The following is a 13,651-nucleotide window of genomic DNA, read 5'->3' on the forward strand; positions in this document are numbered from 1 at the left end:
TTATCTGGGCGTAAGTTCAGGTCGTAATATAGTAAACGAGAGATAGAAAGTGGCAAATAATCGATTTTATTTTGACAACCCAGATAAGTTTGGTCGATTTATTAATCGTTGGGATTTACTATTGCTCGTCTTAATCTTTGCTGTCGTCTTTTTTTTAGGTTGGGCAGGATCGCAAATGGCGACTCCATACCAATTAGGAGACCAACTGCCGATCTCATTAGATCCTACAAATCTACCTTTTTATGCATTGCGAACAGTAATTCGAATGTTTATCGCTTTAATTTTTTCCATTTTATTTACGTTTATTATAGGTGCTTTAGCCGCTAAAAATCGTAGAGCGGAACAAGTGATTATTCCTGCAATCGATATTCTACAATCCATTCCTGTTTTGAGTTTTTTATCCATTACGGTAACAGGGTTTATTCGTTTATTTCCCCATAGCCTATTAGGGCCTGAATGCGCATCCATTTTTGCAATTTTTTCTGCTCAGGTATGGAATATGACCTTTGGGTTCTATCAATCGTTAAAAACCATTCCTTACGATTTAATAGAAGTGTCTTCTATGTTTCGATTATCAGCGTGGCAGAGATTTTGGAAAGTTGAAGTGCCTTTTTCCATGTCTGGGCTGCTATGGAATATGATGATATCGATGTCGGCAAGCTGGTTTTTTGTTGTATTGTCTGAGGCGATATCCGTCGCTCATCAAGATATTCGGTTACCAGGAGTTGGGTCTTATATTGCATTAGCGATTTCTGCGCGTGATTTGCATGCAGTAGGCTACGCCATATTGACCATGGTGATCGTAATCTTTTTGTACGACCAAATATTATTTAGACCACTTATTGCTTGGTCTGAAAAATTCAGGACTGAACAATCATTAGACGATACCGAGTATCAGTCTTGGTTGATCGATTGGATAAGAAGCAGCCGTTTAATGAAAAGAGTGGCTTCTGGAATTGGCGTTTTAACCGATGGTTTTGTGAATACACGCTGGCTAAGAATCGGTGAAACAAAAGTTGTAAAAGAAATTGATATTAAAAAACAAAAACGATTGGATCGAATATGGGGGAGTGTGGTTCTACTCGGAATTGTGTTTGGCAGTTGGTTGCTCTTGAGATTCATTCTCGCTGAGTTGAAAGTTAGTGATATTTTCCATGTGTTTTTTCTTGGAGCCGCTACAGGAACAAGAGTCATTGTATTAATTCTTTTGAGCTCGATGTTGTGGATCCCTGTTGGCGTATGGATAGGATTACGACCGCGCATCGCGCAAAAAATTCAACCAGTGATTCAATTCGTTGCTGCATTTCCAGCCAATTTATTTTACCCCTTGTTCGTTATCGCCATAGTACAGTTTAATTTGAGCGTCGAGATCTGGGTTACTCCACTCATGATTTTGGGAACTCAATGGTATATTTTATTTAATGTGATTGCTGGGGCATCAAGAATTCCGCGTGAATTGTATCTTGCTGCAGATAATTTTGGGCTAAAAGGGTGGATCTGGTGGAAGAGATTGGCATTACCGGGCATTTTTCCTTTTTACATTACTGGAGCTATCACGGCAGCTGGAGGCGCTTGGAACGCGAGTATAGTGGCGGAGTGGGTCAGTTGGGGAAATACCACGCTCAAGGCTACAGGTCTTGGAGAATATATACAAGCCAGCACCATCGCTGGAGATTTTCCCAGGATTGCTTTAGGGACTGCTATGATGTGTATCTATGTGCTTGCTTTTAATCATCTCATTTGGCGGCCTCTCTACCGTCTTGCTGAAGAGAGATTTAATTTGAACTGAGGCATCTATGTCTGAAACGGTTATTAATATTGAAAATTTGTGTAAATCATTTAAAAAAGCATCTACTCAAGACCTTCTTGTGCTCGAAGACGTCAACTTTAAATTGCAAGAAGGAGAAATTGTTGCATTATTGGGTAAATCAGGTTCAGGAAAATCGACTTTATTAAGAATTATTGCCGGTTTAGTTGCTCCATCCAGCGGAACGGTAACTTACAGAGGGACTCCTGTGACAAGACCTGTGGAGGGGATTGCCATGGTGTTTCAATCCTTTGCATTAATGCCTTGGCTTACCGTATTAGAAAACGTGGAGTTAGGGCTAGAAGCTCAAGGAGTCAGCAGGGATGAACGCCGTCATCGCGCTATTGAAGCCATTGATATCATCGGTTTAGATGGGTTTGAATCTGCCTTTCCTAAAGAGTTATCAGGTGGTATGAGACAAAGGGTAGGATTTGCTAGAGCCCTAGTTATTAATCCAGATGTATTACTCATGGATGAACCATTTTCTGCCTTAGATGTACTCACCGCCGAAAACTTGAAATCCGACTTATTGGAATTATGGAAAGAAAAGAAAACACACACCAATGGCATTTTATTAGTCACTCATAATATTGAAGAAGCAGCAACTCTGGCTGATCGAATTGTCATTTTTGGTAACGATCCTGGTTATATTAGAGCTGAATTACCGGTTACTTTACCGCAACCAAGAGATCCAGAAAGTCCAGAATATTTGGCTTTAGTTGATAAGATTTATACTCTGATGACAACTGGGCCAAAAGAAAAAGCAAAACGTGCTCAGCGCGAAAGGCAAATTGGCTTAGGTTATCGATTACCTGACGTTGAGCCATCGGAACTATCAGGATTGATAGAAACAATGAAATCTTTTGAAGAGCGAATTGACTTGCCTGAGTTGGCCGATGAATTAATGATGAACATTGATGATCTGTTCCCTATTTTAGAAACTTTGGAAATTTTGGGGTTTGCTAAAGTATCTGCGGGAGACATTCAATTAAGTGATTTAGGAAAGCAATTCTCTGAAGCTGATTTACAAGAACGCAAGAAATTATTTGCCCAAAGACTATTAGAAAAAGTACCTCTAGCCAGATACATTAGAAGAGTTTTAGACGAGAAGACTGGACATCGAGTTTCAGAAGAGCGTTTTTTAAGTAAACTAGAAGACTATTTAAGTGAAAAAGAGTCCGATCGGGTTCTTAAAACGATGATTGACTGGGGACGATACGCTGAAATTTTCGCCTATGATTTTAATACTGGAATTTTAAGCTTGGAAAACCCGGGTAAAGGAGCATAACTAGCGCAGCTGAGCGACGCGTAACCCGGGATTTACCAGATAAACCACAGGTTACATTGAATGGTATCTTAAGCTGATTTTCTGACTAAATAATTTAAAATAGCAAATAATCGCTCTTCACTACCTGCCATTTCCAAATCTGTTTTGTATTTGTTATTAACGACAAACGCGGGTACAGCATTGATTTGGTAAGAGGCCATTAAGGACATTCCACTATTCACGTGCATATCTATAGTTGGGGAGTTTTCAAAAGCGCTTTTCGCAATTTCTCTATCTACTCCGTGCGCAACAAAGAAATCAATCATGGCTTGTTTTGAGGCAAGAGAATGATTATTTTCTTGTATCGTTTTAAACAGTACAGGTCCAAGTTTATCAGACATGGCTAGTGTTCTGGCTGTGTAATACGCTTTGGCATATAAATCCCAGTTAGGCTTGAATACAACGGGAACTCGCTCAAGGCGTGCATTTTTTCCCATTTTGTTAGCCCAGTCAGTCAAAGGGGCATCTACTTTGTAGCACCAAGGACATCCATAGCTGAAAAACTCAGTGATTACTGGAACTTTATCCTTGCTCGCAGTTTGTATAGAACTACTTACTAATTGATAGTCTTTGCCTTGGACAAAATTTTCTGCAAAAGCAGTTAGGGGCAAAATCAATAATACAACAATTAACTTTTTCAACATGATTAATTCCTCAATACAGACCTTGAATGTAATTTGCAACTGCTTCTATGTCCTCTTGACTCATTTTGGAGCCGATATCTTGCATGATGTTATTTAAGTCATTTGTTCTCTTTTTATCTTTAAATGCTTGCAGTTGCATCATGGTATACGTTGCTTTTTGGCCAGAGAGCGAAGGAAACCCGGCTTGTTCATTTCCAGTTCCTGTGGGGCCATGACAAGCGATGCATGCAGGAATGTGTTTGTCCAAATCCCCACCACGGTACAATTGCTCACCACGTGCCACATATTTTTTCGCAGTGCTGCCTTCAGCAAGCGGCATTTTAGCATAATATACTGCTAAATCATTCATCTCTTGCTCATTTAAGTTGGCAATCATGGCTACCATCGTTGGCGCAATTCGTGATTTGCCTGCTTTGATGTCATTGAGCTGTTTTACAAAATAGGCTGGGTGTTGGCCTGCTAGATTAGGCCATTCAGGGTTGGTGCTAATTCCATTTTGGCCATGGCAAGCTGTGCAAACGACGGCTTTTTCTTGGACAGTTTGCGGAGTCGTCTCAGCAAAGGCTACTGGTGAACAGCACAGTATAATTACAAGTGCTAATTTTTTCATTCATTTCTCATAATAAATTAGTTAATTAATGTTACACTGTCTCGTTGAAATACCAAATGAAAATTTATTTTATGTCAAGCAATTTATATTCTAAAGCAGTATTTTTAAAAAGTGCAGCACGGGTGAACCAACTTCCAGAAGATATTGGTTATGAAGTTGCCTTTGCTGGCCGTTCAAATGCAGGAAAATCCAGTGCTCTGAATTGTTTAACCAATAATAAGAACTTAGCTAGAACCAGTAAAACTCCAGGACGCACACAATTAATTAATTTATTTACACTGGATGAAGAAAGGCGTTTGGTTGATTTGCCTGGTTATGGCTATGCAAAAGTTGCGATTAGCGTAAAAAATGAATGGCAAAAGCATCTTGCCCATTACCTAGAAGTCAGAGAAAGTTTAAAAGGATTGATTTTATTAATGGATATCCGTCATCCGTTAAAAGATCTTGATCAAATGATGATCGATTGGGCTCTGGATAGAGGCTTGCGCGTGCATGTATTATTGACCAAAGCAGACAAATTGAGTCGTAGCGATGTGAAAAATACAGTGAATAAAGTAAAGAAGCTTTATGAGTTGACAGACCATTTACTGTCGGTTCAATCGTTTTCTTCAACAAAGAAAGAAGGGCTTGATGAGTTAATGGCCGTTTTAAATCATTGGTTTGAGCTAGGCTAAGTGTGGCCTATTACTGAATCCTCTCCCTTACGGTCGCGGCTCGGTTGGTTCGCGCTAACCGAACCGCGACCGTAAGATCAATGGGGAAGATCTCGACTGGAGTCCGTCCCCGCTGCCGCGCCAACCGAACGGCGACCATAAGGGAGCGGAAAAAACTACGTCCCACCTACCAACTCCTCAACAATCTGTGGATTCGCCAAAGTCGACAGATCACCCAGCTCATCAATATGGGACACCTCTCCTCCAGCAATCTTACGCAAAATTCTACGCATAATTTTTCCTGAGCGTGTTTTAGGCAAATCAGGTACAAAATGAATGACATCGGGTTTAGCGATGGGGCTTATTTCTGTATTAACCTGTTTAATAAGTGCTGTTTTTAACGCGTCATCTGGCTTGTTACCATTTTTGAGGATCACATAGGCGTAGATTCCTTGTCCTTTCACGTCATGCGGATAGCCTACAACAGCAGCCTCAGCAACGGCATGATGGCTTACCAGGGCGCTTTCTATTTCAGCGGTACCCAATCGATGTCCTGAGACATTAATCACGTCATCAATTCGACCACTGATCCAATAGTCGCCTTCTTCATCGCGTTTTGCTCCATCACCAGTGATATAGTATCCATTGGCTAAGTAAGTTTTTAGATATCGCTCATGATCACCAGCGATGGTTCTTGCCATAGAGGGCCATGGGTACTTAATGGCTAAACTTCCTTCTCCTGCACCATGAATCTCAAGCCCTTTTTCATTTAATAGAACAGGGATAATCCCTGGGACTGGTTTGCAAGCAGCACCTGGTTTCTGGTAATCATCGGTAGTTCGGGGACTTATCATGATTGCGCCGGTTTCAGTTTGCCACCAGGTATCTACAATAGAGCATCTATTTTGACCTACTTTTTGCTGGTACCACTGCCAAGCTTCGGGGTTAATCGGTTCACCAACAGAACCTAATAATCGCAATGAGCGTCGGGAGCTTGATGTTAACCATTGGTCCCCAGCCTTCATCAATGAGCGAATGGCCGTTGGGGCAGTGTAAAAGACATTGACTGAGTGCTTATCAACAATTCTCCAGTTACGGGCTGCATCTGGCCATGTTGGAACTCCTTCAAACATAAGGGTAGTCACTCCATTACACAAAGGTCCGTACACGACATAACTATGGCCAGTAATCCATCCTACATCAGCGGTGCACCAAAAAACCTCATTGGGCTGGCAATTAAATATCAGTTGATGGGTATAGGCGGCTTGAACCAAATAACCTCCCGTAGTATGAACCAATCCTTTTGGCTGTCCTGTGCTACCTGATGTATAAAGAATAAAAAACGGGTCTTCAGCATTCATGGATTCTGGTTCACAATGACTAGAAACCTTTTCTTTCAATTCATGCCACCAAACATCTTTCTGCTCATCAATAGCTACTTCGCAATCAATGTGTTTGACAACCAGACGAGTAAGGTCTAAATCATTACTGGCTTCATCAGCTTGTTCTTTAAGGTTGATTGGTTTTCCACCTCTATAAAATCCGTTCGCCGTGATTAAACATTTACACCCCGAAGCAATAAGGCGTTGTTTTAATGCATGTGAAGAAAACCCAGCAAAAACCACAGTATGTATTGCACCTATACGTGCACACGCCAGCATAGCAATGGCAGCCTCTGGAATCATTGGCAAATAGATGCCAACTCGATCTCCCTTATTAATGTTTATTTGCTTAAGAACATTGCTCATTTTGCACACTTCAGCATGCAACTCTTCGAAGGATAATTGCCTTGATTGATTTTCTGCATCTCCTTCCCAGATTATGGCTGTTTGCTTGGCTTTATGAGGAAGGTGTCTATCTAAGCAGTTCGAGCTAACATTCAATTCACCATCATGAAACCAAGAAATAGACCCTTCATGGAAATTTCCTTTTAGGGCAGTTTTCCAAGGACGTATCCAATCAATAGTTTGATTTGCTATTTCAGACCAGAACTCGGAGATCGAATCTTCTGTTGATGTTATATGGGGGTGAAGTAACCGTTCTTCCTGCATATTAAACCTCGTGAACTTCAGCTATCAATTGGATGATTGCGGAGAAATCTAGATCCCCTTGTCCCTTGTTTATAAATTCTTTATACAATTCAGTGGTCTTAGCTCCTAGCGGTGTTTTTACTTGAACCGCTTCAGATGCTTGTTGACTCAATAACAAATCCTTAAGCATCATCTGTGCTGCAAACCCAGGTTTGAATTGGTTGTTTGCAGGAACCTTATCTAAAATTCCAGCCACAGGGACGTATTTGGATAAAGCCCAGCATTGGCCTGAAGAATTATTAACAACTTCAAAGAGTTTTTCTGCGGAAAGCCCTAGCTCTTTAGCAAGAGTAAAGGCCTCCGAAATGGCAACCATCGATATCCCTAAGATCATGTTATTACAAATTTTTGCGGCCTGACCGCTTCCTGCTCCTCCAGTATGAATTATTTTTTGACCCATACAGGCAAGTATTGGTTGAGCTGCTTGATAGGCATTAAGTTCTCCACCAACCATAAACGTTAACGTGCCTGCTGCTGCTCCAGCAACGCCTCCTGAAACGGGAGCATCAACGGAGAGGAGTTGATGATCTCTAGCTAAGCGATGTATTTCTCTTGAAGTATTTACATCAATTGTTGAGCAGTCGATCGATAAAGAGTTGCTGCCGAGATGTTTGAATACCCCCTCATTTCCTTGGCAAACTTTTGCTACTTGCTGACCCGTTTGTAGCATAGTGATGATAATATCCTTGTCCTTGGCTACCTCAATGAGGTTTTGAGCTATTGATCCACCTTGTTTAGAAAACTCCTCTAAGGCTGATGCTTGAAGATCAAAACCCATGACCTGATGATTGGCTTTAACCAGGTTCATTGCCATAGGTAACCCCATATGGCCTAATCCAATAAATCCTATGCGTGCCATTCTCTTCTCCGAATTAGTTTAGTCATGGGTAGGCATAATAAATGCGCTGCTTTTTAACTCGGTAATTGGCCATTTGCTCGTGACTGTTTTGCGACGGGTGTAAAAGTGAATGCTTTCTTCGCCATGCATGTTGGTATCACCAAAAGCAGAGCGTTTCCAGCCGCCAAAAGGATGGTTAGCAACAGGGACTGGGATAGGGATATTTACACCAATCATTCCCACTTGAACACGTTGACTGTATTCACGAGCAGTAAATCCATCCCGGGTAAAAATGGCGGTTCCATTGCCGTATTGGTGTTTGTTAACCAGATTCAGAGCTTCTTCAAATGTATTGACTCTTAAAACAACTAATACAGGTCCAAAAATCTCATTTTGGTAGACAGACATGTCTTCATGAACATGATCGAACAAACATGGGCCTAAATAAAAACCTTGAGGGTATTGTGGGTGAGTAAATTTCCGACCATCGATAATTAATTGTGCTCCTTCTTTGGTTCCTTTTTCAATGGCGGCAAGCACGCGTTCACGATGGGCGCTACTAACAAGTGGACCCATATCAGTACCAGGCACATCCCCAGCATCGATTCGGATTGCGCGAATTTGTGGAGCCATTTTATGGATTAAGGCATCTGCAGTGTCATTTCCAACAGCAACCACTACAGACAAGGCCATGCATCTTTCTCCTGCGGAACCGTATGCTGCGCCGACTATTGCATTTGCTGCTTGATCAAGATCGGCATCTGGCATGACTACGCAATGGTTCTTAGCACCACCGAATGTATGGGCTCTTTTGCCATAGGCTGTAGCAGTACTATAAATTGATTGTGCAACTGGAGTAGAAGCTACAGCAGTAAATGCGGCGATATCAGGGTGAGAGAGAAGATGATCCACTGTTGTTTTGTTCCCTTGAAGGCAATTGGCAACCCCTGCAGGCAAACCCGCGTCATTTAATAACTCCAGTAGGCGAATGGGAGCTGATGGATCTTGTTCGGAAGGTTTGAGAATAAACGTATTTCCACAAGCAATAGCGGGAATCATCATCCAGATTGGTACCATTACCGGAAAGTTAAAGGGTGAAACCCCAGCACAAACTCCTAATGGCTGTCTAAACGTGTAGCAGTCGATGTGATTAGCGACTTCTGGGGAGTAGTCCCCTTTTAGCTGATTCACAAGACCACAGTGTAGCTCAACCACCTCAATGCCTCGGGCCACAGATCCTTTTGCATCGTCAATCGTTTTTCCATGTTCGCGTGTAACTATACGCGCTAAATCAGTCTGATGTTTTTCGAGAAGATCACGGAAGCGAAATAATATTCGAGCTCTTTTGATTGCAGGGGTTGCTGCCCATTCCTTGCCGGCTTCTTTGGCAGTTGCTACCGCTTTATCACAAAGTGCTTTGGAGGCAAAATGAACTTGTCCAACGATCTCTCCATACGCTGGATTATAGATGGATTGTGATTCGCCATTGCTTTCATTAACTAATTGACCGCCAATAAAGTGGGGCACTGTATATCCCATATTCAACTCCTTTTATTCAGAATGTTACAAGCCAAACGAGTTATCCGTTTGGCTTGCATAAAGTCTTTGCCTATTTTTGTCGTGCTTTGAGAGTGACCTGATATTGTCTTTCTGAATGAACACCTTTTACACCTAATGTCTCTACAACTTCAAAGTGTTCTATGCTTTTGATTTTTGTTAATGCATTTTGAACGGCTTCATCAATTCCAATTTCAGAATGGCCGGTGATATCCTCTGTACTTTTCATAAGCATCCTTTTACTATAACTTCAGAAATTTTAGTTTAACATGAAGTAAAGCTATTAAGGTACAGAACTTCCTGTTATCTTAAGCAGTGAAAAATGAATAGTTTTAGTTAAATCATTGTTTCGATAGAAAATTTATACAATAATGGGAAAATGGAACCAGCAGTAAAGGAATTAAGCTATGGGAAACGGAATTATTTTACGCGTTTTGGAAGACACAGAATTATCCCCTGAAGTCACTCGAACATTAGAAAAACTGCTTCCTGATCATAAAATCGAGTACTTTAAATCTAAACCTAGATATCGACATAGCATTGAAAATCGAATTAACAGTTTGTATGACGCGTTTCTCTTTATTCTAAAAGCCTATCCACCAAACCCAACATTTACTTCCATAAACGTTGAAACTTTAAGAGCTTACGCTGAAGAATGCAGAAAGGCGTGCGACTTAAAAAAGTCTACTTTGTCTGAGTTGCATAAAGAGCTTGAGAAATTTACAGGAAGCCTTGTGGATGTCCTTGCTAAGGAATGGGATTGGTCGGACTCCGATCCGGAGAAGGAAGCGATTGCTTGCTTGAATGAAGCTGAGCAATACATGTTAATGCAACGTGGAAGACAAGATATTGCAACCTTAACTCCTCTAAAAACTGAGACAGGCGAAATTAAATTTGTATTGCAATATGACAAATCGTTATCTCCAATCTATCCTTTGTTGGTTCAGGAATTAGAGGGTATTAAGGGAGCTAAATACCCTAAAACACCTCAGTGGTTTAGGGAGCTTAAACAAGAATATCAGCAAGTGTATTTTTCTAATCTAAAGATACATCCAATTAGCCCTAAAACGATTCGTCAAGATCTCAATCAACTCCTGCTTAAATGGAAAACAGCTAAAACCACGTCGTTAAATTTGTTAGAAGATCTAAATCGAATAAAAAATAATAAAACCCCTCTTCCATTATGGTTTGAGACTTTTTCTCCTGGACAGAAAGAGTTGTTTCGATTTTTAGCGACTGCATGTTCTTCAGCGAAAGAAATTGATACTGAGATTGATTCGTTTAAAAAGCAAATTTCAGAATTGGCCTCGAATAAGAACTTTGAATCTACGGTACGATCGATTTGTAAATTGCCCTTGTGGTATTGGACCTTATCTGAAAAACAACAATATTTTCTTGAGTATGTTCTTAGCAATTCTGAAACTATAGAAGAAGCATTTTCTTTCGTACCGAGTCGTCATCGAACATTGCCTCTTCCAGCGAACTACGGGTCTCACAGTCTTTTTATGCTTAACAAGAGTGGTGAGGTTAAACTTTTTTTTAATCCACGATATCGTTCAAGCCATGTATCCAGTCGAGATATATTAAAGCAACCACAAGCTGTTCAACAACGACATGTTGTAGCGAATCTAGAGAAGGTCATGGAGTTTGCAACGGATAAGCAATCACTGCTCCTACAAACGTTGATTAGCCCCATTACAGCTTTTGATTATGTGCCAGACGCTGTTTGGGATTATTTACCGGAACCTCCACCAGATTTGGAGCTCTTTAGGATTGCACGTTCAGCTATTGAAAGACACAAACGGTCAGCAAATTTTGTCCAACCTAATCACCCATTCAATATTGCGAAACGTTGTTATTACACTCTAGCAGACGATAAAGAAAGCTTGGCGTTAATTGCAAAGGCAAAGCTCTTGGTGTCTGTATACCCAGAACTTGAGGCTCTTATCCATGACTATAAAGCGGTATTAGAGTCCTCTATTGGTACTGCAACCATTTGGGACTACGATGGAAGGGAATTATTCCTAAGCTCACTCGAACAGCTTATCATTCTGACGATGAATGGTTATAGTTATGGCTCTTGCGTCAGCGGAAAGGACAGAAAAGCGATTGAGCTCATTCATACAGATGCAATGATTTTATACAAAGAGCTGTATGGAGTATGGCCAAAGTTTGGGGATCCAAAAGAGAAACAAGATCGTGTTAAATTTGTTAATCTGGTTGCGATGCTCTACGTGTCTAGACATCAGCAAGAACTAGCGGGGCAAAATGCTCCTGGTTCCGAGGGGATTAAAACTCCTGAATGGTATTGGCCAGCAGATATTGTTGAAGCAATAAAAACCCTCTTAAACGATAAGGATGCATTAAGGAAGGACGATCGGTTAGCGACTGACAATGAGGTGAAAAACATCAGTAAAGACCTCGGCGCCTATATGTCCAAGGGTAGAGAATTACATTGCTTCTTAATCGCCAAGCAGCTTGGAGAGAAGTTATGCACTGACTTGTATGATTCTTTAAGCTCTTTAATCAATGAAGAAAATCAATTTAAAACCAAGTCGACATCGTGGTCACTGAAATTTTATGATAAAGAATCTTCAAGCAATACTCCAACTGGAATAAGAAAGATAGCAAAAGTCATGAGCGATGAAAAATCAGGTAATGATAACGTGCATCGTATGAGTAAAATATTTGAAATCGTTCTGGAAAGACCTGAAGAAGATGACTCAAGGTTACCAGCAACCAATTCCGTTTATAATGGTATACGAACATTGCTGGATCCTTTGGAGCAAGGTGCTACTCTTCAAGGGGTTGCTGCAAAGCTTATAACCAATTGGAATTCATTGTTTGATAATTCGAAGCGAGAGCGAAGGGAATTCAGTTTATTTCAGTAGCGGCTATGCGTAGTGAACCTTCCTTTTTAAAGGAAGGTTCGTGATGCGTAATCGTTGTAAACAATTCGATGTGTAATTTATCGGGACTTGAAAATAACTCCCTTCAATTTTCCCCTTGCCCCAGGAATGGGGAGAAGGTGCCTGAAGGGCTGATGAGGGGTTGATTGTTCGAAGTTATCTGTTTATATCAAATGCTCTAAGCCATATAAAAGTGTCTTTAGCTCAAGAACTTTTTGACATGCGAGTATTATTCCAGGCATAAAGCTTTGTCTATCAATGCTGTTATGCGTAATGGATAGAGTTTCCCCCGAGCTTCCAAATAACACTTCTTGTCGAGCAAGTATTCCTGGGAGTCTTAAGGAGTGAATATTGATGTCGTGCAGTGTTCCACCTCGAACACCAGGGATTAGTTCTTTTAATACAAGCTTATTTTTAGCCAGCTTGCTGTTTGCCGCTATCATTTCTGCCGTTTTAATCGCTGTTCCCGATGGGGCATCGAGCTTTTGTTGGTGATGAGCTTCAATAATCTCTACCTCAGAGTAATATTGAGCTGCTTTTTCAGCAAAGGCCATCATTAATATGGCTCCAATAGAGAAATTGGGGACTATAATTCCACCTAATTCTTTGCTGTTACATAATTCGGTCAATTCTCGTATTTGTGATTCAATGAGACCAGAAGTACCAATTACAGGTCTAGCTCCTGCTTGAATAATGGTGTGTGTATTTTCATAAACACAATCTGCTCGGGTTAGATCAACCACTATTTGAGCTTGGGTATCCTTAATAATTTCAGCGAGGTCATCCTGCTTGGTGAGTTTACCAACTAATTGAAACTGCTCATGTTTATCAAGAGTTTCACAAGCCAAGGTCCCCATTTTACCGTTTGCGCCATTGACGATGACTCGTGTTAACATAATCACCCCTGTGCTTTTGTAGTATCTGATTCTTGAACAGGATTTATAGTTCGCCAGGCCCAGATAGAGGCAAAAGGCCATCCTATGACAGTTGCTTGCATAAGCAGAGCGAGCAAAGCACCTCCTGGGTTGTCTTTAAATAACAATACAAGCCACGGCAAAAATACAGATAAAACTGAAAATAGTATGCGTTTTATTTTCATAGTGATGTCACCATAACCTTTAATAATATTTAATTATAGTGGAATGAGATGGTTTTTTGCTAGGTGTAATAGTGATTCTTAGGGGAGGAAACAGATGAGTCCATATACGTTGCCTAT

At 40.8% G+C, this 13,651-nt stretch carries 12 protein-coding genes; 4 read left to right on the forward strand and 8 right to left on the reverse strand.

From position 1 onward, the window contains the following. Positions 1-49 precede the first annotated feature (49 nt). The gene (locus Lwal_RS11705) at positions 50-1,789 is read left to right on the forward strand and encodes an ABC transporter permease (RefSeq protein ID WP_058480972.1); all 1,740 of its coding nucleotides are present in this window, start codon (positions 50-52) and stop codon (positions 1,787-1,789) included. 7 nt (positions 1,790-1,796) lie between these two features. After that, positions 1,797-3,095 (forward strand): ABC transporter ATP-binding protein, encoded by a 1,299-nt coding sequence (locus Lwal_RS11710; protein ID WP_058480973.1) that lies wholly within the window; start codon positions 1,797-1,799, stop codon positions 3,093-3,095. Positions 3,096-3,163: 68 nt separating this feature from the next. On the opposite strand, the gene Lwal_RS11715 is transcribed toward Lwal_RS11710, so the two are convergent. Further along, positions 3,164-3,778: a thiol:disulfide interchange protein DsbA/DsbL gene (locus Lwal_RS11715; RefSeq protein WP_058480974.1), complete on the reverse strand. Its 615-nt coding sequence runs from the start codon at positions 3,776-3,778 to the stop codon at positions 3,164-3,166. Positions 3,779-3,788: 10 nt separating this feature from the next. Further along, entirely contained in the window at positions 3,789-4,388 is a 600-nt protein-coding gene (locus Lwal_RS11720) for a c-type cytochrome (RefSeq protein ID WP_058480975.1), read from the reverse strand. Positions 4,389-4,459: 71 nt separating this feature from the next. Between Lwal_RS11720 and yihA the strand changes: the two genes are divergently transcribed. Then, positions 4,460-5,062: a ribosome biogenesis GTP-binding protein YihA/YsxC gene (yihA, locus tag Lwal_RS11725; protein ID WP_058480976.1), complete on the forward strand. Its 603-nt coding sequence runs from the start codon at positions 4,460-4,462 to the stop codon at positions 5,060-5,062. Positions 5,063-5,217: 155 nt separating this feature from the next. Here the strand turns inward: yihA and acs are convergent, their stop codons facing one another. From acs to Lwal_RS17430, 4 genes are all read right to left on the reverse strand, one after another. Continuing rightward, the gene (gene acs, locus Lwal_RS11730; protein ID WP_058480977.1) at positions 5,218-7,092 is read right to left on the reverse strand and encodes an acetate--CoA ligase; all 1,875 of its coding nucleotides are present in this window, start codon (positions 7,090-7,092) and stop codon (positions 5,218-5,220) included. Between the two features lies 1 nt (position 7,093). Further along, a complete protein-coding gene (gene mmsB, locus Lwal_RS11735; RefSeq protein ID WP_058480978.1) occupies positions 7,094-7,990 on the reverse strand; it encodes a 3-hydroxyisobutyrate dehydrogenase in 897 nt (298 codons plus the stop codon). Positions 7,991-8,008: 18 nt separating this feature from the next. Then, positions 8,009-9,508, reverse strand: a complete 1,500-nt coding sequence (locus tag Lwal_RS11740) for a CoA-acylating methylmalonate-semialdehyde dehydrogenase (protein WP_058480979.1) — start codon at positions 9,506-9,508, stop codon at positions 8,009-8,011. Positions 9,509-9,578: 70 nt separating this feature from the next. Then, on the reverse strand, positions 9,579-9,755 hold the full coding sequence (locus Lwal_RS17430) for a dodecin domain-containing protein (RefSeq protein WP_133141211.1): 177 nt from the start codon (positions 9,753-9,755) through the stop codon (positions 9,579-9,581). Positions 9,756-9,933: 178 nt separating this feature from the next. Here Lwal_RS17430 and Lwal_RS11745 point away from each other — a divergent pair, with 178 nt between their 5' ends. Continuing rightward, positions 9,934-12,417 (forward strand): hypothetical protein, encoded by a 2,484-nt coding sequence (locus Lwal_RS11745; RefSeq protein ID WP_058480980.1) that lies wholly within the window; start codon positions 9,934-9,936, stop codon positions 12,415-12,417. 182 nt (positions 12,418-12,599) lie between these two features. Here the strand turns inward: Lwal_RS11745 and dapB are convergent, their stop codons facing one another. Both dapB and Lwal_RS11755 read right to left on the reverse strand, forming a co-directional pair. After that, positions 12,600-13,331, reverse strand: a complete 732-nt coding sequence (gene dapB, locus Lwal_RS11750; protein ID WP_058480981.1) for a 4-hydroxy-tetrahydrodipicolinate reductase — start codon at positions 13,329-13,331, stop codon at positions 12,600-12,602. A gap of 2 nt (positions 13,332-13,333) precedes the next feature. Then, entirely contained in the window at positions 13,334-13,534 is a 201-nt protein-coding gene (locus Lwal_RS11755) for a hypothetical protein (RefSeq protein WP_058480982.1), read from the reverse strand. Between the last annotated feature and the right edge of the window lie 117 nt (positions 13,535-13,651).

It is taken from the genome of Legionella waltersii (genome assembly GCF_001468085.1).
Lineage (GTDB): Bacteria > Pseudomonadota > Gammaproteobacteria > Legionellales > Legionellaceae > Legionella > Legionella waltersii.

Coding starts and splice junctions, on each gene's coding strand:
- Lwal_RS11755 (WP_058480982.1), bottom strand. CDS start 13,534: ATGAAAATAAAACGCATACTATTTTCAGTTTTATCTGTATTTTTGCCG.
- Lwal_RS11715 (WP_058480974.1), bottom strand. CDS start 3,778: ATGTTGAAAAAGTTAATTGTTGTATTATTGATTTTGCCCCTAACTGCT.
- Lwal_RS11740 (WP_058480979.1), bottom strand. CDS start 9,508: ATGGGATATACAGTGCCCCACTTTATTGGCGGTCAATTAGTTAATGAA.
- Lwal_RS11710 (WP_058480973.1), top strand. CDS start 1,797: ATGTCTGAAACGGTTATTAATATTGAAAATTTGTGTAAATCATTTAAA.
- yihA (WP_058480976.1), top strand. CDS start 4,460: ATGTCAAGCAATTTATATTCTAAAGCAGTATTTTTAAAAAGTGCAGCA.
- Lwal_RS17430 (WP_133141211.1), bottom strand. CDS start 9,755: ATGAAAAGTACAGAGGATATCACCGGCCATTCTGAAATTGGAATTGAT.
- acs (WP_058480977.1), bottom strand. CDS start 7,092: ATGCAGGAAGAACGGTTACTTCACCCCCATATAACATCAACAGAAGAT.
- dapB (WP_058480981.1), bottom strand. CDS start 13,331: ATGTTAACACGAGTCATCGTCAATGGCGCAAACGGTAAAATGGGGACC.
- Lwal_RS11720 (WP_058480975.1), bottom strand. CDS start 4,388: ATGAAAAAATTAGCACTTGTAATTATACTGTGCTGTTCACCAGTAGCC.
- Lwal_RS11745 (WP_058480980.1), top strand. CDS start 9,934: ATGGGAAACGGAATTATTTTACGCGTTTTGGAAGACACAGAATTATCC.
- mmsB (WP_058480978.1), bottom strand. CDS start 7,990: ATGGCACGCATAGGATTTATTGGATTAGGCCATATGGGGTTACCTATG.